This window comes from Micromonospora sp. NPDC005237 (genome assembly GCF_040607775.1).
Taxonomy (GTDB): Bacteria; Actinomycetota; Actinomycetes; order Mycobacteriales; family Micromonosporaceae; genus Micromonospora.
In genome coordinates this window covers 40,038-64,466 of sequence record NZ_JBEXHJ010000012.1, presented here as the reverse complement: position 1 = coordinate 64,466, position 24,429 = coordinate 40,038, and the positions used below count along the sequence as shown (strand labels likewise).

The window sequence follows — 24,429 nt, the reverse complement described above, 5'->3', positions numbered from 1 at the left end:
CGACGGCATGGACCTGCTGGAGGCGTACCGCCGGAGCCTGGCCGAGTTCGTCGACCGGGTGGACCAGGTCGGGCCCGGCCAGTGGGCCGAGGAGACACCGTGCCCGGACTGGGACGTCCGCACCCTGGTCAACCACGTGGTCGGCGAGGACCGGTGGAGCGTTCCGCTGCTCGCCGGCCGCACCGTCGACGAGGTCGGCGACCGCTTCGACGGTGACCAGCTCGGCGCGGACCCGGCCGCGACGGCGCGGGAGGCGGCCGCGCAGGCCGAGATCGCTGTCACCCATCCCGGCACGATTGACCGCACCGTGCACCTGTCGGCCGGCCCGACCCCGGCCGCGGAGTACGTCCAGCAGCTCCTCGCCGAACATCTGGTGCACGGCTGGGATCTGGCGGTGGCGATCGGCGCCGATCCGCGGCTCGACCCGGACGCGGTGCGCGTGTGCGCCCGCTGGTTCGCCGGGCGGATCGACGACTACCGGCGCGACAAGCTGGTACGCGACGACGCGCGGCTACCCGCCGACGCCGACGAGCAGGACCAGCTGCTGGCCGCCTTCGGCCGCGACCCCGACTGGGCCCCGGGCCACTGAGCGGTCAGCGTCGGGGCCGCGTGTTGGCCAGTCCCCGGTCGCCGCCGTAGTGCGCGAGCACCCGGTGGTCCATCACCCGTCGCCACAGCGGCGGGACCAGCGCCACGACCACCATCGTCGCGTACCCGGCGGGCAGCTGCGGTGAGGTGTCGAAGCTGCGCAGCGTCTGGTAGCGGCGCAGCGGGTTCGCGTGATGGTCGCTGTGCCGCTGGAGCTGGAAGAGGAAGACGTTGGTGACCGTGCGGTCGCTGTTCCAGCTGTGCCGGGCGTCGACCTTCTCGTAGCGTCCGGCGGCGGTGCGCTGCCGGGCCAGCCCGTAGTGCTCCAGATAGTTGACCACCTCCAGCAGGGAGAAGCCGACCACCGCCTGCAGGACCAGGAACGGCAGCACCACCGGGCCGAAGACCAGGGTCAGCGCCGCGTACAGCACCAGGGTCATGGCCCACGCGTTGAGCACGTCGTTGCGGTGGGTCCACGGGGACCGGCCGCGGATGCGGAACCGGCTGGTCTCCAACCGCCAGGCCGAGCGCAGGCTGCCGAGGACGGTACGCGGCCAGAACGCCCAGAAGCTCTCCCCCAGTCGCGAGCTCGCCGGATCCTCCGGCGTGGCGACGCGGACGTGGTGGCCGCGGTTGTGCTCGACGTAGAAGTGCCCGTACGCGGCCGGCGCCAGGGCCACCTTGGACAGCCACCGCTCCACCCGCTCGCGCTTGTGGCCCAGCTCGTGGGCCGTGTTGATGGCGATGCCGTTGACCACCCCGACGGTGGCCACCAGGCCGGCGGCAGCGGCGAGGGAGAGGCTGTCGCGGGCCCACACCGCACAGCACAGCACCAGTGCCGCGTACTGCGCCGGCAGGTAGAGGTAGGTGAGCCAGCGGTAGTAGCCGTCGGCCGCCAGCCGGGGCACGGCCTCCTCGGGAGGGTTCTGTCGGTCGTCGCCGAGCAGCAGGTCGACCACCGGGATCAGGCCGAAGACGACGGCCGGGGTGAGCCACCACGCCCAGGCGCCGCCGCCGGCCCGCCACAGCGCGAAGCCGACGAAGGGCAGCGCCGGCACCAGGAGCGCCAGCGGCCAGAGCGGCTTGCGACGGTCCCGCCAGGCGGCGGGCTCGACGGTCGGATCAGCATCGACGGTCATGGCCAACCTCCGGTCTCGCGTTCTGACATCGACAGTGACAGCCATCACGCACTTTTACAAGGGCGCACGTTTTGTAAAGTCGATTTATCTCGATCAGTCGGCGCGTCGGCGGTCGGGGGCCTTGCCGCGCCCCCGGTCGGCTGATATCCACAGATGCGCATGCGTCACCGCGCTGCGTCGGTCGGCAGCCGCCGGCCATCCCGCTCCCACGAGGAGGTCCCGTGCCACAACCGGAGTGGTCACCCCCGATGAGCCGGCGTCGACGCCGGCTCATCGCCGTCCTGGCGACGACCGCGACCATCGCCGCGCTGCTACCCACGGGCGCGAGCACCGCGGCCCCCGCCGGGGCGCCGTCCACGCAACGCTCGTCCGGGCCGTTCGCCGAGGGCAACCACGAGCCTGCCGACCTCGACAACCGCTCCGGTACGGCGGCACCCGACGCCCGCCAGCGCGGCCTGGCCCGCGCCGCTGATCCCGACGTGCGGTGGAACCGGTTCGGCACCCCGCAGGCACTCGGCCCCGGTCGTACCCCGCTCGCCACCGGGCTGTCAGGCGACCCGGAGGCCGCCGCCCGCGCGTACCTGAGGGCCAACCGTGACCTGTACGGCATGGACGCCGCGACGGTCGCCGACCTGGAACGGGTGCTGGTCCGACCGATCGGCAGCGGTGCCGTGGTGACCCTGCGGCAGCGCTTCGGCGACCTGCCGGCCGGGCCCGACGGCCTGGTCACCCTCGCGGTCCAGGGCGGCTCGGTGCTCGCCGTCAACTCCTCGCTGGCCCGCGACACCAGCGCGCCCGCGCCGGCCACCCGCACCGCCGAGCAGGCGTACGCCGACGCGCTCGCCGACGCCGGGCTGACCGCGACGGCGGTGGCCAGCCACACCGTGCGCGCCGTGGCCGTACCCACCCCGCTGGACGGGCCCCGGGCCGCCTACGAGGTGACCATGATCGGTGCGGACGCCGACCACCCGGCGGCGTTCACCAGCTACGTGGACGGCAGCACCGGAAAGGTGCTGGTCCGCGAGGACCTCGTCGACTTCGACTCGGACAACCCGAGCTGGGCGGTCTTCCCGGCCACCCCGCCCCGCGACCTCGCCGCCGGGCAGGACCCGCGGGTGCGCTGGTGCGGTGACCCGGCCCCCGGCTGCCAGGTCGCCCAGCGGGACCCGGCCACCGGCCAGCCGTGGGACGTCGACGCGGCCACCGGCGCACCGACCTTCACCTCGCGCGGCAACTCGGCCAACACCGTGCTCTCCTGGGGCGCCAACACCCCTGTCGTCCCGGCCACCCCCAGCGCGGAGCGCCGCTACGAGTACCCGTTCACCGACCAGTGGCACCAGGCGAAGTGCAACCCGGCGGTGTTCACGTCGGCGCAGCGCAACGACGCGGACGCGGCGATCGCCAACCTCTTCGTCATGCACAACCGCATGCACGACTGGGCGTACCAGTTGGGCTTCACCGAGTCGGCGTGGAACCTCCAGGCGGTCAACCTCACCCCGTCCGGGCTGGGCGGCGACGCCGAGCAGGGCCGCGCCCAGCAGGGCGCGCTGACCGGCAACCGCAACAACGCCAACCAGGGCACCGGGCGCGACGGCCTGCCGCCGACCACCAACATGTACCTGTGGCAGCCGCAGGCCGGCGGCCCGTACCCGCCGTGCGTGGACGGCGACTACGACATGACGGTGATCGGCCACGAGTACACCCACGCCATCACCAACCGGATGATCGCCGGCCCGGACAGCGGGATCAGCGGCCACCAGGGCGGGGCGATGGGTGAGTCGTGGGGCGACCTGCTCGCCGCCGAGTACCTGTACCAGAACGGGCTGCGCGCGCCCGGCGAGTCGCCCTTCGTCACCGGCGGCTACGTCACCGGCAACCTGGTCAGCGGCATCCGCAACTACGACCTGAGCCGCAGCCCGCTGAACTACTCCGACATCGGCTACAACACCGGTGGCCCCGCCGTGCACGCCGACGGGGAGATCTGGGGCGCCACCAACTACCGGGTCCGCTCGGCGCTGGTGAAGCGGTACGGCCTCGGCACCACCCAGCGGCAGCTGGAGTGCGCGCAGGGCAAGGTCACCGCCGACAAGTGCCCGGGCAACCGGCGCTGGTCGCAACTGGTCTTCGACTCGTTCCTGCTCCAGGCCGCAAGCCAGGTCAGCATGCTCGACATGCGGGACAACATGCTCACCGCCGACCTGCTGCGCTTCGGGGGCGCGAACCAGGACCTGATCTGGGCCGAGTTCGCCCGCTCCGGGATGGGCCGGGACGCCGCCACCAACGGCGCCGCGGACACCGACCCGACGCCGAGCTTCGCCTCGCCGCGCGGCGGCAACGCCACGCTCACCCTGCGCCCCCGCGGGGACAGCGCCGACGCGCCGATCCGGGTGTACGTCGGGGCGTACGAGGCACGGGCCACGCCGATCGCGGACACCGACCCGGCCACGCCGATCCCGGACACGGTGGAGATGGTCGCCGGAACGTACGACCTGCTGGCCGTCGCGCCCGGCTTCGGGCACCAACGGCTCAGCGTGGTCGCCGACGCCGGCCGGACCGGCTACGTGGACCTGCGGTTGAGTCGCAACCTCGCGTCCACGGCCTCCGGTGCCACGATCAGCGGCGACGGGGTCAACCTGGACCGGGTCGTCGACGACACCGAGGCGACGAACTGGGCCTCCCTGGACGGGGTGGCCGGCCGGCAGCTCACCGTCGACCTGCCGGGCGACGGCCCGCAGACGGTCAAGCGGGTGAACGTCAGCGCCATGCTGCGACCCGCGATCGTCGGGGACCCCGACACCGGCAGTCAGAACGCGCTCAGCGCGCTGCGCTCGTTCGCGGTGTCCGCGTGCGACGCGACGACGACCGACTGCGCGGACCCGGCGCACTGGCGGCGGATCTACACCAGCGCGGGCGACGCGTTCCCCGGCGGGGCGTACCGGGCGTACAGCCGCGACATCAACCTGCGGACGTTCGCGGTGCCCACCACCCTCGCCACCCACCTGCGCCTGGAGGTGCTGGCCAGCCAGTGCACCGGCGGCCCGCAGTACGCGGGTGAGCAGGACGACGACCCGGCCACGACGACGGACTGCGCGACCGCCAGCCCGGCCCGGGCCCAGGTCAGGATCGCCGAGTTCCAGGCGTTCACGAAGTGACACCGTCGGGGCCGGCGGTCCTCCGCCGGCCCCGACAACCCCCGATCAGCGGCGGGCCGGTCGCCAGCCACCCGCCGGCGCCGGCCGCTCCCAGAGCCGGTCCACCGGCGGGTCCTCGGCCTCGGTGGTGGCGGCCCGGGTCAGGTGACGCAGCCGCAGCAGCAACCCCACCCCGAGCGAGAGCAGCAGCCCACCGAGCAGGAACGCGGCCTGCACCATGCCGAACCCACCGGTCTGTGAGACCGGACGGCCGGCGGCCGGCGGCGCGGCGTCGATGGGCTGGTCGGCGACCGGTTCCTCGGCCGGGTCGCTCTCCTGCGCCGGTTCGCTCGGCGGATCGCTGGGCTCGGCCGGCGTCGCGCTCGGCGTCGGCGTACCGGTCGGCCTGACCCCTGCCCCCACCACCGACCGGGTGGCCGTCTGGCGGGCCAACAGGCGCAGGTTGGCGTCGTACGCCTCGGCGGCAAGGGTGACCCGCCCCTGGGTGACGTCCTCGGCGAAGGCCACCCGGTAGCGGGCGGTGACCGTGCGGCCCGGGCAGAGCGTGCCCGGGTCGAGTTGCCGATCGGTCAACCGGGCCACGTCACCCTCGGTCTGGACCTCCAGCGGAAGTCGCCGTTCTCCTCCACCCGGTCCATCTTCACCTGGTCGAGCCGGATGCCCTGCACGCGCAGCACCATCGACCAGCGCACCTTCGCGCATCCGCCGCGCCGGTCCGTCTGGGAGACCACCGCGGAGATCGTGCGCACCTGGCCCCCTGCGGTGAACCGGGCCGGCAGGCCGCTCATCTCGGTGGCGAAGGCCGCCTGTGCCGGCGCGGCCATGGTCAGCACCGCCCCGGCAACGCCGGCAACCAACGCTCCGAGCCGCAGCGCGTACCGCCACACGATCACCACCACCTCGCTCCTTCTCGTCCCTGGAGGGAAACGCTAGGAGGAAACGGGCGGGCCGGACAGAGGGGTGTCTTCGCATCGGACGCCAAGCAGGAGGGGTGATTTCACCGAGAGTGGTGAACCCTTCACGCGTACCCGCGATCCCTCGACCACCTCCGTGCGTCGCCGGGGCTGACCGGTGCGCGAGAATCGCCGGGTGTCCGAGCTCTCCAGCACCTTCGTCCGGCTGCACGCCCGGCTGGCCCCGGTCCCCTTCGTTCCCGAGGTGCGCCTGCACCAGGCGGACGAACCGATCGGGCTCTGGGAGCTGACCGAGGGCGAGTTCTCCAGCGACCGGCCGCCGCCGTTCTGGGCCTTCGCGTGGGCCGGCGGGCAGGCGCTCGCCCGCTACGTCACCGACCACCCGGAGCTGGTCGCCGGCCGCCGGGTGCTCGACCTCGCCTCCGGCTCCGGCCTGGTGGCCATCGCCGCCGCCCGGGCCGGCGCGGCGTCCGTGCGGGCCGTCGAGGTGGACGAGCTGGCGGTCGCGGCCGTCGCGCTCAACGCCGAGGCCAACGGGGTACGCGTCGACGCCGAGTTCGGCGACATCCTCGACGGCGACGCGGGCGACGCCGAGGTGGTGCTCGCCGGGGACGTGTTCTACAGCGAGGCGATGGCCCGACGGGTGCTGCGGTTCCTGCTGCGCGCCACCCGGGCCGGGGCGCCGGCGCTGGTCGGAGACCCCGGCCGGGCGTTCCTGCCCCGGGACCGCTTCGACGAGCTGGCGACCTACGACGTGCCGGTGCCGGAGGCCCTGGAGAGCGTCCGGGTGAAGCGCACCACCGTCTGGCAGTTGCGCGCCGGCCTGCCGAGGGCTGCCGGCTAGCGTGTCGACGTGCTGTTCTCCGGCTGGGCGTCCGAGGTCGAGGCACCCTGGCCGGACGTCGCCGAGGTGACCGACCACGTCGGCGTACGTCACCTCGTCGTCACCCGGCACGCGCTGGTCCGGCAGGTCCTCGCCGACCCGGTCCGCTACCGGCCGGACAACGCCCTGGACGCGGTGACCCCGATGCCGGTGACCGCGCTGCGGGTGCTCGCCGGGCACCGGTTCCGGCTGCCGCCGACGCTGGCGAACAACTCCGCCGCCAGCCATCCCCCGATCCGGGCGATCGTCGCGGACGCGCTGCACCCGACGCGCGTGGCGGCGCAGCGCCCCTGGCTCACCGCTCTGGTCCGGCAGCGGGTGGCCCGGCTGCGCGCCGCGCTCGACGCCGGTGCGCCGGTCGACCTGTACGCGGACCTCGCCGCCGACCTGCCCCTGCTGGTGCTGGCCCGGCTGGTCGAGCTGCCGGCCGCGCCGGTCGGCGCGGTCAAGGAGTTCGCCCGCGCCGCACTGGAGCTGTTCTGGGCCCCGCTGGACGCCGACCGGCAGCTGGCCCTCGCCACCGAGGTGGGCCGTTTCCACGGCGTGCTGCGCGAGTTCGCGGCCACCGGCGGCGGCCTGGCCGCCGAGCTGCGCGCGGGCGGCCACCCACCGGACGTGGTGGTCGGCGCGCTCTTCTTCCTGCTGGTCGCCGGCCAGGAGACCACCTCGCAGTTCCTCACCCTGCTGCTGCACCGATTGGCCGTCGAACCGGCGGTACGCGCCGGCCTGCGCACCGGCGACATCGCGGTGGCCGACGTCGTCGAGGAGGGCCTACGCCTCGAACCGCCCATCGTCACGTGGCGGCGCGTCGCGGCGGTGGACGGCACGCTGGGTGGGACCGCCGTGCCGGCGGGCACCAGCATCGTGCTGTGGCTGGCCCGCGCCGGCCGGGACCCGGCGATCGTGGAGTCCCCCGACGAGTTCCGCCCGGGGCAGCGCGGATCGCGCCGACACCTGGCGTTCGGGGCGGGCGCGCACCGCTGCGTCGGGGACGTACTGGCCCGGATGGAGGCGGCCGTGGTGGTGGCCGAGGCGACGCCACTGCTCGACGGGGTGAGCGTGGTCCGGCCGCCGTGGTGCCCGGACAACCTCACCTTCCGGATGCCGGACGCCTTCGTGGTGCGGCGTCCGCAGGTCGCACCGGGCTGACCGGGCCGAGGACCGCTAGGTATGTTTCCGGGCGTGTCCGCCACCCCCGCCCGTCGGATCCTCGCCGCCACAACGCTTCTGGCCCTGCTGACGCTGAGTGCCTGCACAGCCCGGCCCGCGTTCCACGCCCGGCAGATCACCGCGGTCCCGCCGAGCCCGTCGGTCGCGGCACCCACCCTGTCGGCCTCGCCGTCGCTGTCCGCCTCGCCGTCCCCGTCGGCCCCGCCCGCCCCCGGAAGCCTGGACTGGTACGTGTCCCAGGTGCCGACCTTCGCGGAGGCGCCGCCGCCGCAACCGGTGCCGCTGGCCGTGACCGGCCCGATCCCGTTCTGGCACCGCCTGCCGACCGACCAGAAGGTCGCTTTCATCACCATCGACGACGGTGGGCTGGCTCGCCCGCCCGCGGTGGCCGACTTCATCTGGCGGGCGCACATCCCGGTCACGATGTTCCTGAACTCACCGGCGGCCGAGGAGCACGACGTCTACTTCCGGCAGATCCAGGTGGCCGGCGGGGTCGTCGAGGGCCACACGATCCGGCACACCTCGCTGGCCGGCCGGTCGTACGACTACCAGAAGCAGGAGATCTGCGGGGCCGTGGACCGGCTGGAGGCGTTGTTCGGCAAGCGGGCGACCCTGTTCCGCCCGCCGTTCGGCGAGTACGACAGCACCACGCTGACCGCCGCTCGGGACTGCGGCGCAAAGGCCGTCCTGCACTGGTCCGAGACCGTCCACGAGGGGAAGGTGCGCTACCAGACCCCGGAGAAGGTGGTCCAACCCGGCGACGTGCTGCTGATGCACTTCCGGCCGGCGCTGATGGACGACCTCCTCGCAGCGTTGCAGGCGATCCACCGGGCGGGGCTCACCCCGGCGCTGCTGGAGGACTACATCCGCTGACCGGGGCGACCTGACGAAAGTCAGGGTCGGGTGGTGCCGTTCGGGCGCGGCGGGCCGACGTGGCGGACGCCTAGCGTCAGCGCATGATCACATTACGTGGGTTGACGAAACGGTTCGGGGCGGCCCTCGCGGTCGACGCGCTGACCGTCGACATCGCACCCGGCCGGGTCACCGGTTTCCTCGGCCCCAACGGCGCCGGCAAGTCCACCACCATGCGGATGATCCTCGGCCTGGACCGGCCCACCGCCGGAACGGCGCTCGTCGACGGTCGGTCGTACCGGGAGCTGCGGCGACCGCTGCACGAGGTGGGCGCCCTGCTCGACGCCCGGGCCATCCACCCCACCCGGTCCGGGCGCGCGCACCTGCTGGCCATGGCCCGCAGCAACGGCATCCCCGCGCGGCGGGTCGACGAGGTGCTCGACACCGTCGGGCTGGACGGGCGTGCCGCCGGGAAACCGGGCCGAACCCTCTCCCTGGGCATGGGCCAGCGGCTCGGCATCGCCGGCGCGCTGCTCGGCGACCCGCCGGTGCTGATGTTCGACGAGCCGGTGAACGGCCTCGACCCGGACGGGGTGCGCTGGGTCCGGCAGCTGTTGCGCTCCCTGGCCGGGCAGGGCCGCACGGTCTTCGTCTCCAGCCACCTGATGAGCGAGATGCAGCTCACCGCCGACCAGCTCGTGGTGATCGGCCGGGGACGACTGCTCGCCGACGCCCCGGTCGGCGACGTCATCGCGGGCAGTGGACTCGCCGTACGGGTCCGCAGCCCGCACCCCGACGGGCTCGCCACCCTCGCCGCCCGTCTCGCCGCGCACGGCGCCACCGTGGAACCGGCCGGCCCGGACGAGCTGACCGTCACCGGGACCACAGTCGACCGGATCGGTGACCTGGCGTACGAGCTGGGGGTGCGGTTGCACGAGCTGAGCCCGCACGGCGCGTCGCTGGAGCAGGCGTTCATGGAGCTGACCGCCGACAGCGTCGAGTACGCGGGCGGCCCGACCGGAGGTGACGCACGATGAGCACGCAGACAGTGGTGGGCAGCCGTCCCACCGCCGCGCCGGCCGTCAGCGCGCCGGCCGCCTTCCGGGCCGCGGTGGCCGCCGAGTGGACCAAGCTGGTCTCGGTGCGCAGCACCTGGTGGACGATGCTGGCCGGGCTGTTCCTGATGGCCGCGAGCGCCGGCCAGCTCGCCATCTACGCGGCCAACGCCAACACCAACGACGACCCGGCCGACGACCCCGGCATCGTCGCCGTCGGCAGCGTGCTGATCGACGCGGTCGAGCTGACCCAGTACGCCGTGCTGGCGCTGGGACTGCTCGCCATCACGACGGAGTTCACCAGCGGCACCATCCGGACCACCCTGCAGTGCGCCCCGGCACGCGGTCGGGTGCTCCTGGCCAAGGCCGTGGTGGCCGGCGCGGTCACCTTCGTCCTCGGACTGCTGCTCGGCGGGGTCGGCGCCCTGGTCGCCCGGCCGGTGCTCGGCGAGTGGGGCAGCGCGCCGACCGCCGGCACGATCGGCGACATCGTGGCGGTGGCGACCTACCTGGCCCTGGTCAGCGTCCTGGCGCTCGGCCTCGGCGCGGCGCTGCGCAGCGCGGTGCTCACGATCATCGTGCTCTTCGCCACCCTGATGATCGTGCCGCTGTCCCTGCAGGAGCCGGACATCACCGTCCTGAACCGGATCGCCGACGCGTTCCCCGGCGTGGCCGGTGGGCACTTCCTGGCGGGCGACACCGAGCCGTACCCGGGCGCGGTCGGGCTGCTGGTGCTCGCCGGTTGGGCGGGCGCCGCCCTGCTGCTCGGTCAGGCCGCGCTGCGCCGCCGCGACGCCTGAGCCACACCGAGCGGGGGCCCTCGCGGCCCCGCTCACTGCTCGACCAGCCCCGCCTCGTACGCGAGGATCGCCGCCTGCACCCGGTTGCGCACATCCAGCCGGGTGAAGATGCTGGTCAGGTAGCTCTTCACGGTGCCCTCCACCAGGTGCAGCCGGCGGGCGATCTCCGCATTGGACAGCCCCGCCCCGACCAGGGCCAGCACCTCACGCTCCCGCTCGGTCAGCCCGGCCGTCCGGTCCCGCGCGGCGGGCTGGCGGGCCAGCCGTCCGGCCCCCAGCTCGATCACCCGGCGAGCCACCCGCGGCGACAGGTACGCCCCGCCGTCGGCGACCGCGTGCACCCCGGCGATCAGTTCGCGCGGGTCACCGGCCTTGAGCAGGAACCCGCTCGCGCCGTGCCCGAGCGCCCGGGCCACGTGGTCGTCCTCGCCGAAGGTGGTCAACATGAGCGTCGCGGTGGCCGGCGCGACCCGGCGGATCTCGGCCGCCGCGGCCAACCCGTCCAACCGGGGCATTCGGATGTCCAGCACCGCCACCCGGGGTCGGTGCGCGCGAACCAGCTCCACCGCGGCCCGCCCGTCGCCGGCCTCGGCGACCACCTCGATGCCCGGATCGGCGGCGAGGATGGCCCGGACGCCGGCCCGGATCATCGCCTCGTCGTCGGCGAGGACCACCCGGACCGGAGGCGGCGCGGCCGTATCGGTGTTCACTGCGCGATCCGCTCCTTGCTGGCCAGTCGACCGTCGGTGAAGCAGAGCCGCCACGTCGGCTCGGCGAGGGGGAAGTTGCCGTCGGTGTAGTACTCGCACCCCGGCGTCGCCCCGCCGACCGGCGGGGTGAGCTGCCGGTGGGGCAACCCGGGCAGGTCGGCGCGCAAGGTACCGGGTCGCATCCGGTCGTACGTCGACTCGTCCAGCACCGTGCCGGTCGTGGCGACCGAGTAGTAGACCAACGACAGGACGAGCGCGAGACCGGCCGGGGCGGCGAGCGCCGTCAGCAGGCTGCGCCGCGCCCGGCGACGAGCCTCGCGCAGCCGGCGCTCGGCGTCGGCCGGCCGTTCCGGGCCACCGCCGACCGGGGCGTCGCCGTCGAACGTGCCATCGGTCACGGCGGCCACCGCGACGGGCACTCCCGACCATCCCGCGCCGTAGTGCGATTCGGCGGGCAGCGGCAGCCGGGCGCTCACCGCGAAGCCACCGTCGGGGCACGGGCTTGCATCCAGCACGCCGCCGGCCAGCCGGACCCGCTCGGCGAGGGCGAGCAGACCGCTCCCCGAGGAAGCCGGTCGGGGCAGCGGGCCAGCCGGCGCCGACGCGTTACGCACCCGCACCTCGACCCCGTTCCGGTCCCGAGCGAGGGTGACGGTCACCGGCGCGCCCGGGGCGTACCGGGCCGCGTTGGTGAGCGCCTCCCGCACCACCTGATGAGCGGCGGACCCGGTCAACCCGGGCAGCTCGACGGTGTCGGTCGGGCCGTCCAGCCGTACCGCCATCCCGGCCTCGCGGGCCCCGACCACCAGGTCGACGACTGTCTCCCCCACCGGGCGGACGCCGGCCGGACCGCCCTCCTCCCGCAGCACCCCGATGATGCCGTGCAGCCGTTCGGTCGCCGCCGCGACGCTGGCCCGCAGCTCCCCCACCGCCGTCCGATGCTCCGGGGCGAGGTCGTCGGCCAGCTCCAACGCGGCGGCCCGCAACGCGATCAGGCTGAGGTCGTGACCGAGCGAGTCGTGCATCTCCTCGGCGATGCGGGCCCGCTCCCGCAGCCGGATCCGCTCCGCGGCGCCCCGCCGCTCGCGCGTCAGCGCCTCGACGTGCCGGCGGCCGGCGTCGGTCAGAGCCTGCTGCTGCCGTCGGTACCGGCCCACCAGCCACGGGAACACCCCGGCGAACAGCAGCACCGAAGCGAGCAGGAACCAGGTCGCCGCCCCGGTACCGAGCAACCCCAGGTTCAGCACCGTGCCGCCGACGGCGATCACGCCGAACAGCGCGGCCGCCGGCGCCGCGCCCGCACTGCGCCGCCCGCTCAGATAACTGAACACCGGGATGGCGAAGACAAAGTTGCCGTCCACCAGCGAACCGAGCACCACCAGCAGCAACCCGACAAGCGGCCAGCGCCGCGCCGACGCCACCGCGACCGCCAGCAGCGCCAGCGAACCGAGCAGCAGCGCCACGTCGAAACGCGGGTACGGCGGCGTCAACCGGGCAGCCGCGATCGGGGCGGCCACCACAGCCCAGAGCAGCACGTCCAGCAGCGGACGCCGCCACCGCCCCGGCAGGTCCAGGATGCTCACGGCGGCCACGCTACCCACGCCCGACCTGCCCCGACACCGACGAAAGTCAGGTGTTCAGCTGCTCTCCTCGGCCCAGACGCGCCAGTCGTCGAGCACCCCGTGCAGCGCGGGAGTGAGCCAACCCGGCGCCGACCGCCGGAACACCCCCGGGTCCATCGCACCGGCGCCGGCCGGCACCGCGCCCAGCAGGTTCGGCACCAGGTCGGTGAGGTTCGTCCAGTGCACCAGCTCCGGCGACGCCGGCCAGGCGCCGATCACCACGCCGGCCGGCACCGCACGACGGTCCAGGGCCTCCAGGGTCAGCGCGGTGTGGTTGAGCGTGCCCAGCCCGGCGCGGGCGACCACCACCGCGGGCGCGCCGAGCGACACCGCCAGGTCGGCCATCGTCCACGGCTCGCCGGACGGCCGCAGTCCCATCGGCACCAGCAGGCCACCGGCCCCCTCGACCAGGACCAGGTCGTGCTTGTCCGCCTCCTCGCGGACGGCGTCCACCGCCGCGTACAGCTCCAGCGGCGGCAGGTCCGCGACCCGGGCCGCGGCCAGCGGGGCGAGCGGGTCCGGAAAGCTGGCCAGCGTGCGACCGGTCAGCGGGGCCGCGAGGCGATTGACCACGTCCACGTCGCCCGGCTCACCGCCGGCCGTGCCGGTCTGACCCGGCTTCAGAACCGCCACCCGCAGACCGGCGGCCTGCGCGGCCGCCGCGATCGCCGCGGTGACCACCGTCTTGCCCACCTCGGTGTCGGTGCCGGTGACCAGCACCGGCCCCTCCCACGCGCTCACGGCGCGCACTCCACGATGACGCTGAGGGCCCGCTCGAAATCCGTCCGGGGCACCCCCGCGCTGACGGTCAGGCGCAGCCGGGAGCGGCTGTCCGGGGTGGAGGGCGGCCGAAAGCAGCCCACCGCAACTCCCCGGTCCCGGCAGTCGGCGGCCCAGGCGGTCGCCGCCTCCGGGCCGGGCGCCGCCACCGAGATCACCGCCGCGTCCGGCGCGGAGACGGCCAGCCCGGCCGCGCCCAGTCGACCGACCGCCAGCGCCACCCGGTCGGCCACCTCGGCGCGCAGGTCGTCGCCGGCCCGGGCCAGCCGCAGCGCGGCGTGCACACCGGCCGCGACGGCCGGCGGCAGCGCGGTGTCGAAGATGAACGTACGGCCGGTCTCGACCAGGTGTCGGACGAACTCCGCCGGGCCGGCGACCACCCCACCCGCCCCGCCGAGCGCCTTGGAGAGGGTGGCGGTGATTACCACGTCCGGCTCGCCGGCCAACCCGGCGGCCGCGACCGCGCCGGCACCGGACGGACCGGTCACGCCGAGCGCGTGCGCGTCGTCGACCAGCAGCAGCGCGCCGTAGCGGCGGGCCACCGCGTGCAGGTCGGCCAGCGGCGCGAGGTCGCCGTCGACCGAGAAGACCGACTCGGTGACCACCACCGCCGGACGTCCCGGCGCCACCGCCAGCGCGGCGGCCACCGCCGTCACGTCGGCGTGCGCGCTGACCACCGTCTCCGCGCCGGAGATCCGGCAGCCGTCGATCAGCGACGCGTGGTTGTGCGCGTCCGAGACGAGCAGGGTCCGGGGCTGGACGAGGGCCCGCAGCGCGCCGAGGTTGGCCAGGTATCCGGAGGAGAAGACGAGAGCCCGGTCGGTGCCCAGCCACTGTGCCAGCTCGACCTCCAGGGCCTCGTGCGCGTCGGTCGAGCCGCGCACCAACCGCGACCCGGTCGCCCCCAGCCCGTACGCCGACAGTGCCGCCGTGGCCGCGGCGGTGACCTCCGGGTGGGTGGCCAGGCCGAGGTAGTCGTTGCCGGCCAGGTCGGTCATCCGGTCGTCGGCGGGACGCGGGTGCAGCCGACGGGTCAGGCCGGCCTTAGCCCGCAACTGCGCGCGACGATCGAGCGCCGCCAGCCAGTCCGCCACCGTCACCCCTTCACCGCCGTCCGCGCCGGTCACGCCGACACCCGCCGGGCGAAATTACCACCCGCCGCCACCGACCCGACGAATCCACTCGGCAAGCGGGGGCCGACCGGCGGCGGATGTCGACGCCGATCGGGATCCGCGGCGACCGTCACCACGTACCGTCAATGGCCGGTCACCAGCGGTCGCCACCGGCGTGCGTCGATCTCCGCCGGCGGAGATCGACCGGACGGCAGGTCGTACCCGGCTGGCCGGGGGCCTTGTAGGGTACGAGCCATGCCAGAGATCCTCGACCAGGCCCGCACCCAGGTCCTGGGTGACGGCGTCGGCCTCGACCAGGCCGGCGTCCTCGCCGTGCTGAACCTGCCCGACGAGCACCTGCCCGCCGCCCTCCAGCTCGCTCACGAGGTGCGGATGCGGTGGTGCGGCCCGGAGGTCGAGGTCGAGGGCATCGTCTCGCTGAAGACCGGCGGCTGCCCGGAGGACTGCCACTTCTGTTCGCAGTCGGGCCTGTTCACCTCGCCGGTGCGCTCGGTCTGGCTGGACATCCCGTCGCTGGTCGAGGCCGCGAAGCAGACGGCGCAGACCGGGGCGACGGAGTTCTGCATCGTGGCGGCCGTGCGCGGCCCGGACGACCGGCTGATGAAGCAGATGCGCGAGGGTGTCGCCGCCATCAAGGCCGAGGTCGACATCCAGGTCGCCGCGTCGCTGGGGATGCTGTCCCAGGAGCAGGTCGACGACCTGGTCGACATGGGTGTGCACCGCTACAACCACAACCTGGAGACCTGCCGGTCGTACTTTCCGAACGTGGTCACCACCCACTCGTGGGAGGAGCGGTGGGAGACGCTGCGCATGGTCCGCGACTCCGGCATGGAGGTGTGCTGCGGCGGCATCCTCGGCCTCGGCGAGACCGTCGAGCAGCGGGCGGAGTTCGCCGCTCAGCTCGCCGAGCTGGCCCCGCACGAGGTGCCGCTGAACTTCCTCAACCCGCGCCCCGGCACTCCGCTCGGCGACCGTCCGGTGGTCGAGGGCAAGGACGCGCTGCGGGCCATCGCCGCGTTCCGGCTGGCCATGCCGCGCACCATCCTGCGGTACGCGGGCGGCCGGGAGATCACCCTCGGTGACCTGGGCACCCGCGACGGTCTGCTCGGCGGCATCAACGCCGTGATCGTCGGCAACTACCTGACGACCCTGGGCCGGCCGGCGACCGCCGACCTCGACCTGCTCGACGAGCTGAAGATGCCGGTCAAGGCTCTCTCCGCGACCCTCTGAGCTGACCGGTGAGGACGACGTGACCGAGCTTGTGGCAGCGCAGCGTTGGTGTGACCGCTGCGGCGAGGACGCGTCGGCCGCCGGGCACGAGTCGTGCGCGGCGGCCCGGACGCTGGAGCCGCCGCGCTACTGCCCGCGCTGCCGACGCCGGATGAAGGTGCAGGTGCTGCCGGTCGGCTGGTCTGCGGTCTGCGTCGAGCACGGCGAGAGCCGAGGCTGAGCCGATGCTGCGTGGGCGTGCGGTGACCCTCCGACCGGCGACGGTCGCGGACGTGCCGGCCCTCGCGGCCATCCGGGCCGAGCCGGAGGTACGCCGGTGGTGGCGCGGCGGCGATGACCTGGCCGCGTCCGTCCAGGCCGACCTGAACGACGACGACCTCGCCCTGTACGCCATCGAGCACGACGGCCGGGTGATCGGCGCGATCCAGTGGTACGCCGAACCGGACCCGGACTACCGGCACGCCAGCCTGGACATCTTCCTCGACCCTGCGGTGCGCGGCGAGGGCCTGGGCGGGGACGCCATCCGCACCCTGGCCCGGCACCTGATCGACGAGTACGGCCACCACCGGTTCACCATCGACCCGGCCGCGGCGAACAGCGCGGCCATCCGGGCGTACGCGAAGGTGGGCTTCCGGCCGGTGGGCATCATGCGCCGCTACGAGCGGGGCGAGGACGGCCGCTGGCACAATGCCCTGCTCATGGACCTGCTCGCGGAGGAGCTGGCCGACTGAACCGGGCGGGCGTGCCCGGCACCCACGGTGCCGGGCACGCCCCGGTTCTGCGCGAACGGATGTGCGCCTAGCGCTGGAGGGTCAGTACACCCGGCCGCCACGGCAGCAGGTTGTAGTCGCCTCCCGCACTGGGGTTCTTGCCCTGGTACAGGAACTGCAGGTTGCAGGCGTCGACGGTCTTGGTCTGGTCGGGGTTGGTGCGGACCAGGTCACCGTGGCTGATGTCGTTGGTCCACGTCGCGCCGCTGTTGGCCTTGCCGGCGAAGGGGTTGCTCTCGCTGGCGGCCTGCGGGGTCCACGAGCCGCTCAGGCTGGTGGACGTGAACGACCGGAAGTAGCGTCCCTGGCTCCCGATCGCCTCGACGATCATGAGGTACTGGTTCTGGCCCTGCACCTTGTAGACCTCGACGCCCTCGAACAGGTTGTTCGTCGAGTCGGTCATGATCGTCGTGTAGGTCGAGCCGAAGCTGCCCGGGAAGTTCCCCAGCGGCATGCTCGACCGGTAGATCTTGCCGTTGTCCCCGGCGAAGAACAGGTACATGTTCTGGTCGTCGCCGATGAGGGTCTGGTCGATCACCCCGTACGGGGCGTCCGAGAGGGTGGCGGTGGACAGCGTCTGCGCCGAGGACCAGCCGTTGGCGTTCGTCGGGTCGCTCGACGTCTTGTAGCTGAACGGGGTCGGTCCCCACTGGTACGCCAACACCCAGATGTTCTTCGGGGCGAAGTACAGCAGCGTGGGCGCCACCGTGCCCTGGCTCATTCCGGTCTGGCTGGCCGAGGCCATGTCGGACCAGTTGGTGAACGTGCTGAAGTTCATCGAGCCGTACTGGCCGCTGCTGTTGACGTTCGACCCGTAGACCAGGTGCTTGCCGTTGTAGACCACGTTGGTGAAGTCCTTGAGCGAGACCCAGCCGTTCTGCGGGTTCGTCAGCGCGCCGGTCGACGACCAGCGGTAGGTCGACGGAAGCGCGCAGCCGCTCGGCGGACTCGTGGTGGGCGGCGTCGTGGTCGGCGGTGCCGTGGTGGGCGGCGCCGACGTCGGCGTGGTGCCGCCGAAGTCGGTCCGCCACTGCTGGTTCGTCTGCCCGTGGCAGTCGTACAGCTGGATCTGCTGGCCGTTGCCGGTGCCCCAGACGTCCAGGCACCGGCCGGACTGAACACCGGTGATGGTGCCGTTGGAGTTGATGTTCCACTGCTGGTTCGCGCCGCTGTTGCAGTCCCAGATGATGATTCCGGTGCCGTTGGCGGTGGCCGCGCCGTTCGCGTCGAGGCACTTGCTGCCGTAGACCCGCAACTGCTTGCCGGAGGTGTACGTCCACTGCTGGTTCGACTGACCGTTGCAGTCGTAGAGCTGGACGCGGGTGCCGTTGGTCTGCGTGGCGTTCGGCACGTCGATGCACCGGCCCGACTGCACCCCGACGATCCGGCCGGAGCCGCCGCTCGGCGGCGGGCTCGTGGTCGGGCTCACCGTCGGGCTCACGGTCGGACTCACCGTCGGGCTCGCGGTCGGGCTCGAGGTCGGGGGGGCCGCGTTGAGCGCGTTGAGGACGGAGTTGTAGGCGGCCTTCTTGTTGCCGCCGCCGTCGAAGAGCAGCGGGCTCTCGTTCGAGCGCCACGAGTCGCTGTCGCGTACGCCCCAGACGGTGATGCCGATGCAGCGCGGCACGTTCAGGCACGCCTGGGTCAACCCGGCGTACTGGGTGGTGGAGGAGTTGGTGACGTCGACCTCGGTCAGCGCCACGTCCACGCCGAGCGCGGCGAAGCTGGACAGCGTGGTCTGGAAGTTGCTCGGCAGCGAGCTGCCGCCGGTGAAGTGGGTCTGCAACCCGACGCAGTCGATCGGCACGCCACGGGACTTGAAGTCCTGGATCATGCGGTAGACGCCCTGCGTCTTGCCGTACGACCAGTTCTCGATGTTGTAGTCGTTGTAGCAGAGCTTGACCGACGAGTCGGCCGCCCGCGCGGTGCGGAACGCCACCTCGATCCAGTCGTTGCCGGTGCCCTGGAGGTTGGACGAGCGGCGGCTGCCGTCCTCGTTGAACGCCTCGTTCACCACGTCCCACGCGGCGAGCTTGCCCCGGTAGTGGCCCATCACGCCGTTGATGTGGTCGATCATCGCCTGACGCAGGCTGCTGCCGCTCAGGCTCTGCATCCACCCCGGCTGTTGCGCGTGCCAGGCCAGGGTGTGCCCACGGACCTTCAGGCCGCGCTGGGTCGCCCAGTTGTAGATCTGGTCACCGGAGTTGAAGTTGAACTGGCCCCGCTGGGGCTCCGTCGCGTCCGGCTTCATCTCGTTCTCGGCTGTGATCATGTTGAACTCACGCGCCGCGATCGTGCTGTACGTGGAATCGCCCAGCCGGCCCGCCGCGATGGCGGTGCCGAAGTACCGGCCCGACTGCGCGGCGGCCGCGCCGAGCGTGGACGCGGCGGCGTTCGCCGAGGGCATCATCACCGCGACGGCGGCCACAGTCACGACGCTGAACGCGCCGGCGAGCAGCGCTCGGACGGCGGGTGATCGCCGTCGCCGAGTCCCGCCGCGATGAACGGATGGGCTCATTGCCATCTCGGCCTCCTTACTGGCCAACACCCGGGCCGCCGAGGGGCACGGCCGGACGTCTTCGATTGGGATATCAAACTCGATCGATGCTAACCACGCGTCGGTCCAGACAATCGAGTTTTCGGAAATATTTCGGAAATGTTTTGGCCTTGCGCGCGCGGCGTGGCCGGTCGCCCGGGTGCGGTACCGGCCACGCCACGCCGCATCGATGAGTCAGGAGACGGTGCAGGCGGCGCCGTTCAGGGTGAAGGCGGTCGGCCTGGTGGTGCTGCCGGTGTGGGTGCCGTTGAAGCCGAAGCTCGTCGACGCACCCGGCGCCAGTGTCCCGTTGTAGGACAGGTTCGACGCGGTCACCGCGGTGCCGGTCTGGGTCACGTTCGCCGACCAGGCCTGCCCGACCTTCTGCCCGCTGCTTCCGAACGTGAACGCGAGCGTCCAGCCGTTGATCGCCGTGGTGCCGGTGTTGGCGATCGTGATGTTCGCGGTGAACCCGGTGTCCCAGCTGTTCGACGTCCAGGTCACCGCGCAGCCGCCGCCGGCAGGCTGGGCCGTGGTGGTGACCGTGAGGCCCGGCGACGCGGGCGAAACGTTTCCGGCCGCGTCCACCGCCACCACCGTGAACGTGTACGTGGTGGAGGCGGTCAGCCCGGTCACCGCCAGCGTGGTGCCGGTGGCCGAGCCGACCAGAACGTTCCCGCCCCGGTAGACGCGGTAGGCGGTGACGCCCACCGCGTCGGTGGACGGGCCCCAGGTCAGGGTCAGGCCGGTCGGGCCGATCGCGGAGGCGGTGGGCGTACCGGGTGCGGTCGGCGCTGTGGTGTCCGGCGCCGGGCCGGTCGGCGTGGTGACGGTGAGCGCGGCCGATGCCGCCGAGCGGTTGCCGGCGCCGTCGAGCGCCCGCACGGTGAACTGGTACGTCCGCTCGGGCGCCAGCCCGGTCACGGCCAGGGTGGCCCCCGTCGAGGCGGTGACGACCGGGTCGGCGCCGGCCGAGGTACGGGTCACCTCGTAGCCGGCCAACCCGCTGCCGCCGGTGTCGGTGGACGCGGCCCAGGTCAGCGTGAGCCCGCTGGACGTGACGGCGGACGCGACGGGCGTGCCGGGCACTGTGGGCGCGGTGGTGTCCGGGGTGGCCGGTCCGGGCTCCTCGCCCCAGACCCGCACCCCGCCGGAGTAGAGCGGAACCTTGCGGTTGGGCCCGGCGGTCACCTGGTACGACGGGTCGTTGGTCGGGTCCCAGGTGCCACCCTCCGGCACGCCGATCTTGAACTGGACCTCCATCCGGTGCTGCGACTGCCCGGCCGGGGCGATGGTGTAGCCGGTGCAATCCACCTCGACGTACCAGATGTCGCCGCTGAACTGCTTGGCCGTGGTCGGCGACGGGCAGCCCTGGGTGTAGCCGGAGGTGACCTGGACCGGACCGGTGCCGTCGGGCCGGAAGTAGTACCGGAACTTGCCGGTGGTCAGGGCCCGGGCCGGGAACGCCGACTTGTTGTAGATGATCGCCTTGAGCCCGGTGGCCCGGGGTTCGGCCTGCATCACAGTGGTCTCCACGGTCAGCTCGTCCATGTCGGGCGTCTCGGCGACCGGGAAGTTGGCCAGCGCCGTGCCGCCGTACTCGGAGGTCAGCCGGACCAGCGCCGAGGTGAAGCCGGCGTTGTAGTCGGTGGCGACCTCGTTCATCACGTAGTCGGACCGGCTGTCGGTGTACGCGTCGTTGGCCGAGGACGGGCCGCCGACCAGCGCGCCGTAGAGGGTGTGCCGGGTCTCGACGGGCACCGTCTGGCTGTCCCACCAGGACCCGTGCGCGGTGCGGTGGTGCGGGTTCTTCGGTGCGTTGGCCCCGAACCCGATGACGTAGCTGGAGTTGCGCGGGTTGTCGCCGAGCGCGTAGTTGATCTGCCGGACGGCGAAGTCGTGGTAGCGCGCCTTGCGGGTCGTGTCGGTGGTCTTGTCGCTGTAGACCAGCGCGGCGAAGGAGGTGTTGGCCGCGTAGCGCAGCGCGCCCCAGGAGTCGAGCACCGCCATCCCACCGGGCGAGTACGGCACCCGCTGCCCGTTCACCCCGACGGTCCAGTAGTCCAGCCAGCGGTTGGCGTCGTCGACGTACTTCTGCTTGCCGGTCAGGTTGGCCAGCAGCACGTACGCGCCGAACTGCTTGTTGTCCCAGGCGATGGTCCACTTGTAGGAACGGGTGGTGGACTGCGGCTCGGTGCCGAGCTTGTCGTACTCACTCTCGGCCTTGGTCAGGTAGCTGGCGTCGCCGGTGGCCCGGTAGAGCCAGATCGCGCCCCAGACCAACTCGTCCTGGTAGCCGCTCCACGACTTGTAGAAGGAGGCCGCGTCGGTGATGCACTCGCTGTAGGACTTCCGCACCGTGTCGGCGAACGTGTAGAGCTGCCGGGCGTGGGTGAGCAACTTGTCCGCGTAGGTCGCGTCGGTGGGCCGGAACACCATCGAGGAGGCGGCCATCGCGGCCGCCGTCTCGCCGGCGAGGTCCGCGCCGCCACAGCTCGCATCGATCTTGTACGCGGGCCGCGCCATCGGCAGCACCTCGGCCGGGCCCCACCACTTGTGGTCGTCGTCGCCCTTGCCGACCTGTCCGTAGAGGACGTTGGCCGACGGGTGCGCCTTGATGAAGTAGTCGTTGACGAAGCGCAGGTTGTTGAGCAGGTGCGGCAGTTGACCGGAGGCCGTGTAGCCGCCGCGGTACTCCACCGCGCCCCACGCCAGCATGGTGGCGCTGAACGCCATCGGGAAGCCGAACTTGACGTGGTCGCCGGCGTCGTACCAGCCGCCGGTGAGGTCCAGCCCGGCGGCGGCGCCGTCGGTGAGCGCGGAGTCGCCGCGCCAGGAGACCCGGTTCCAGTCCGGCAGCTTGCCCGACTGCTGCGCTTCGTAGAAGAACAGCGACTTCTGCAATGCCTCGGCGTAGTTGAAGGCCGGCGCGGCGGACGCGGGCCCGGCCGGCGGCGCGGTGACCGCGAGGGACAGCCCGGTGAGCAGGGCGACGCCGGCGGCCAGCAACCGCCGGGGCCAGGGCTGGTCGGCGACCGGCGACCGGCCGGGGTGGCCGGTGGACGGCCGGGTCAGGTGGCGCATGAAGGGCTCCTGTCGGAGGCGCCGCCGGCGGTCGCACCGACGCGGGACGGCGTGGGGGCGGCACGGCCACCGGCGACAGCGGGGTGGCGGTGTGACCACGGGGAGGCATGGAAGCGCTCCCATGGATAATCGACAATGTAAAGGGCGGGCCGTCGGTTGGGAAGCCTGCCGGCCGGAGCCGAGCCGCGGGGGCCACTTCCGTACTCGCGGGTAACCACTGCGGACCATCTCACACCATCGATGCATTTCGATTAATGCTTGATGTTTTCGCAGCTCACGGCGTGCGCTTCTGGAAAGATCCTCGCACCGCTCGGACGCGTCGGCGGCCAGCCAGACAAGCGTACGGTTGCTGACCCACTACCGGGCGCGAGACAGTACCGATCATCAGCGGTGCCGTCGACGCCGCCGCTCCCCGGTCAACCCTGAGGAGAACGCGATGGCACTACGACTCGCTGACGGCACCGCCTGGTCCGACGCCCTCGCCCGGGCGGTCGCCGCCACGCCGGAGGCGTTCGGCGTTGAGGTGGACGGCGTCACCACGCTGCACAACCTCATCGAAGGTGACTGGCGGGCGGTCGGCCACCCGGCGCCGGTCCGCACTCCGGTCGACAACAGCGTCGTCATCAACCTGTCCCGACTCGACGCCGACACCGCCCGCGCCGCGGTCGCGCACGCCGCCGCCGCGCACCAAGCCTGGGCGCGTACCCCGCTGGGCGATCGCAAGGCCCGGGTCTGCGACGCCGTGGACGCCCTCACCGCCCACCGTGACCTGCTGGCGCTCCTGCTCGTCTGGGAGATCGGCAAGCCGTGGCGGTTGGCCTGCGCCGACGTGGACCGGGCGCTCGACGGCGTCCGCTGGTACGTGGGCGAGATCGACCGGATGCTCGCCGACGGCCGCGAGCCACTGGACGGTCCCGTCAGCAACATCGCTTCCTGGAACTACCCGATGAGCGTCCTCGTGCACGCCGAGCTGGTCCAACTGCTGGCCGGCAACGCGGTCATCGCCAAGACCCCGTCCCAGGGCGGTGCGGTCTGCCTGACCGTCGCGCACGCGCTGATGCGTCGCGCCGGCCTGCCCGCCACCCTCGTCTCCGGCGGCGGCGAGGAACTGTCCGAGGTGCTCGTCCGGGCGCCCGAGATCGGCGCGGTGGCGTTCGTCGGCGGCCGTTCCAACGGCGGCAAGGTGGCCGCCGCGCTGCTCGACAGCGAGAAGCGGCACTTCATCGAGCAGGAGGGCCTCAACGCCTGGGGCATCTGGAACTTCTCCCAGTGGGACCTGCTCGCCGCGCACCTGAAGAAGGGCTTCGAGTACGGCAAGCAGCGCTGCACCGCGTACCCCCGGTTCGTGGTGCAGCGCGACCTGGTCGACGAGTTCCTCGACATGTACCTGCCGGTCGTGCGGTCGGTCCGGTTCGGTCACCCCCTGGTCGTCGGGGACGACTGGACGGCCGGTGACCCGCTGCCCGAGCTGGACTTCGGGCCGCTGATCAGCGCCGCCAAGGCCGACGAGCTGCACCGCAAGGTCGACGAGGCGGTGCGCGGCGGCGCGGTGCCGCTGCACCGGGGCAAGCTGACCGGGGCGCCGTTCCTACCCGGGCAGGACACCTCGGCGTACGTGGCGCCGTCGGTGCTGCTCGCCCCGCCCGGCCGCTCCCGGTTGATGCACGCCGAGCCGTTCGGCCCGGTCGACACGATCGTCGTGGTGGACACCACCGACGAGCTGCTGGCCGCCATGAACGCCTCCAACGGCGCGCTCGTCGCGTCGCTGGCCTGCGACGACACCGACGAGGCCGGCAAGCTCGCGGTGGACCTCCAGGCGTTCAAGGTGGGCATCAACAAGCCGCGCTCGCGCGGCGACCGGGACGAGCCGTTCGGCGGCCGGGGCGCCTCCTGGAAAGGCGCGTTCGTGGGCGGCGACCTGCTGGTGCAGGCGGTCACCGTGGGCGGCGAGGGCCGCCTCTACGGCAACTTCCCCGACTACAACAGCTACCCCGCCACCTGACCGCCGTAC

The 24,429-nt window shown here is 72.9% G+C and carries 20 protein-coding genes; 11 read left to right on the top strand and 9 right to left on the bottom strand.

The window, feature by feature from the left end; translation table 11 throughout:
* The first annotated feature begins 7 nt into the window (after positions 1 to 7).
* On the top strand, positions 8 to 589 hold the full coding sequence (locus ABZT87_RS28120) for a TIGR03086 family metal-binding protein (protein WP_355139242.1): 582 nt from the start codon (positions 8 to 10) through the stop codon (positions 587 to 589).
* A 4-nt stretch (positions 590 to 593) separates the two neighbouring features.
* On the opposite strand, the gene ABZT87_RS28115 is transcribed toward ABZT87_RS28120, so the two are convergent.
* A complete protein-coding gene (locus tag ABZT87_RS28115; protein WP_355139240.1) occupies positions 594 to 1,727 on the bottom strand; it encodes an alkane 1-monooxygenase in 1,134 nt (377 codons plus the stop codon).
* Between the two features lie 221 nt (positions 1,728 to 1,948).
* Between ABZT87_RS28115 and ABZT87_RS28110 the strand changes: the two genes are divergently transcribed.
* Complete coding sequence (locus tag ABZT87_RS28110; RefSeq protein ID WP_355139238.1) at positions 1,949 to 4,879, top strand: M36 family metallopeptidase; 2,931 nt, start codon at positions 1,949 to 1,951, stop codon at positions 4,877 to 4,879.
* Positions 4,880 to 4,924: 45 nt separating this feature from the next.
* Here ABZT87_RS28110 and ABZT87_RS28105 read toward each other — a convergent pair whose 3' ends face one another.
* Both ABZT87_RS28105 and ABZT87_RS28100 read right to left on the bottom strand, forming a co-directional pair.
* A complete protein-coding gene (locus ABZT87_RS28105; RefSeq protein ID WP_355139236.1) occupies positions 4,925 to 5,452 on the bottom strand; it encodes a hypothetical protein in 528 nt (175 codons plus the stop codon).
* Positions 5,449 to 5,775, bottom strand: coding sequence for a hypothetical protein (locus tag ABZT87_RS28100; RefSeq protein WP_355139234.1), 327 nt, complete (start codon positions 5,773 to 5,775; stop codon positions 5,449 to 5,451). Before ABZT87_RS28100 ends, ABZT87_RS28105 begins: the two co-directional genes overlap by 4 nt.
* A 193-nt stretch (positions 5,776 to 5,968) precedes the next feature.
* Between ABZT87_RS28100 and ABZT87_RS28095 the strand changes: the two genes are divergently transcribed.
* From ABZT87_RS28095 to ABZT87_RS28075, 5 genes are all read left to right on the top strand, one after another.
* On the top strand, positions 5,969 to 6,637 hold the full coding sequence (locus tag ABZT87_RS28095) for a 50S ribosomal protein L11 methyltransferase (protein WP_354855445.1): 669 nt from the start codon (positions 5,969 to 5,971) through the stop codon (positions 6,635 to 6,637).
* 66 nt (positions 6,638 to 6,703) lie between these two features.
* Positions 6,704 to 7,825, top strand: coding sequence for a cytochrome P450 (locus ABZT87_RS28090; protein WP_355139344.1), 1,122 nt, complete (start codon positions 6,704 to 6,706; stop codon positions 7,823 to 7,825).
* 33 nt (positions 7,826 to 7,858) lie between these two features.
* Positions 7,859 to 8,719, top strand: coding sequence for a polysaccharide deacetylase family protein (locus ABZT87_RS28085; RefSeq protein WP_355139232.1), 861 nt, complete (start codon positions 7,859 to 7,861; stop codon positions 8,717 to 8,719).
* An 83-nt stretch (positions 8,720 to 8,802) separates the two neighbouring features.
* Positions 8,803 to 9,735, top strand: coding sequence for an ATP-binding cassette domain-containing protein (locus ABZT87_RS28080; protein ID WP_354855447.1), 933 nt, complete (start codon positions 8,803 to 8,805; stop codon positions 9,733 to 9,735).
* The gene (locus ABZT87_RS28075) at positions 9,732 to 10,553 is read left to right on the top strand and encodes an ABC transporter permease (protein ID WP_354855448.1); all 822 of its coding nucleotides are present in this window, start codon (positions 9,732 to 9,734) and stop codon (positions 10,551 to 10,553) included. The genes ABZT87_RS28080 and ABZT87_RS28075 overlap by 4 nt, the downstream gene beginning before the upstream one ends.
* A 32-nt stretch (positions 10,554 to 10,585) precedes the next feature.
* On the opposite strand, the gene ABZT87_RS28070 is transcribed toward ABZT87_RS28075, so the two are convergent.
* The 4 genes from ABZT87_RS28070 to ABZT87_RS28055 are packed head-to-tail and all read right to left on the bottom strand — an operon-like array spanning position 10,586 to position 14,759.
* Positions 10,586 to 11,263 carry a response regulator transcription factor gene (locus ABZT87_RS28070; RefSeq protein WP_354855449.1) on the bottom strand — a complete coding sequence of 226 codons (678 nt, stop codon included), beginning with the start codon at positions 11,261 to 11,263 and terminating at the stop codon, positions 10,586 to 10,588.
* Positions 11,260 to 12,846: a histidine kinase gene (locus ABZT87_RS28065; protein ID WP_354855450.1), complete on the bottom strand. Its 1,587-nt coding sequence runs from the start codon at positions 12,844 to 12,846 to the stop codon at positions 11,260 to 11,262. The genes ABZT87_RS28070 and ABZT87_RS28065 overlap by 4 nt, the downstream gene beginning before the upstream one ends.
* A gap of 54 nt (positions 12,847 to 12,900) precedes the next feature.
* Positions 12,901 to 13,635 (bottom strand): dethiobiotin synthase, encoded by a 735-nt coding sequence (bioD, locus tag ABZT87_RS28060; protein ID WP_355139230.1) that lies wholly within the window; start codon positions 13,633 to 13,635, stop codon positions 12,901 to 12,903.
* Entirely contained in the window at positions 13,623 to 14,759 is a 1,137-nt protein-coding gene (locus tag ABZT87_RS28055; RefSeq protein WP_355139342.1) for an 8-amino-7-oxononanoate synthase, read from the bottom strand. The genes bioD and ABZT87_RS28055 overlap by 13 nt, the downstream gene beginning before the upstream one ends.
* 273 nt (positions 14,760 to 15,032) lie before the next feature.
* On the opposite strand from ABZT87_RS28055, the gene bioB reads away from it, so the two are divergent.
* The 3 genes from bioB to ABZT87_RS28040 are packed head-to-tail and all read left to right on the top strand — an operon-like array spanning position 15,033 to position 16,759.
* The gene (gene bioB, locus ABZT87_RS28050) at positions 15,033 to 16,028 is read left to right on the top strand and encodes a biotin synthase BioB (RefSeq protein ID WP_354855452.1); all 996 of its coding nucleotides are present in this window, start codon (positions 15,033 to 15,035) and stop codon (positions 16,026 to 16,028) included.
* A 1-nt stretch (position 16,029) separates the two neighbouring features.
* Entirely contained in the window at positions 16,030 to 16,248 is a 219-nt protein-coding gene (locus tag ABZT87_RS28045; RefSeq protein WP_355064047.1) for a hypothetical protein, read from the top strand.
* Positions 16,249 to 16,252: 4 nt separating this feature from the next.
* Positions 16,253 to 16,759: a GNAT family protein gene (locus ABZT87_RS28040; protein WP_355139228.1), complete on the top strand. Its 507-nt coding sequence runs from the start codon at positions 16,253 to 16,255 to the stop codon at positions 16,757 to 16,759.
* Between the two features lie 67 nt (positions 16,760 to 16,826).
* Here the strand turns inward: ABZT87_RS28040 and ABZT87_RS28035 are convergent, their stop codons facing one another.
* Together ABZT87_RS28035 and ABZT87_RS28030 are read right to left on the bottom strand one after the other, a co-directional pair.
* Positions 16,827 to 19,322 carry a non-reducing end alpha-L-arabinofuranosidase family hydrolase gene (locus ABZT87_RS28035; protein WP_355139226.1) on the bottom strand — a complete coding sequence of 832 codons (2,496 nt, stop codon included), beginning with the start codon at positions 19,320 to 19,322 and terminating at the stop codon, positions 16,827 to 16,829.
* Between the two features lie 207 nt (positions 19,323 to 19,529).
* Positions 19,530 to 22,418, bottom strand: a complete 2,889-nt coding sequence (locus ABZT87_RS28030; RefSeq protein WP_355139224.1) for a glycoside hydrolase family 9 protein — start codon at positions 22,416 to 22,418, stop codon at positions 19,530 to 19,532.
* 436 nt (positions 22,419 to 22,854) lie between these two features.
* Between ABZT87_RS28030 and ABZT87_RS28025 the strand changes: the two genes are divergently transcribed.
* The gene (locus ABZT87_RS28025; protein ID WP_355139222.1) at positions 22,855 to 24,420 is read left to right on the top strand and encodes an aldehyde dehydrogenase family protein; all 1,566 of its coding nucleotides are present in this window, start codon (positions 22,855 to 22,857) and stop codon (positions 24,418 to 24,420) included.
* Positions 24,421 to 24,429 lie beyond the last annotated feature (9 nt).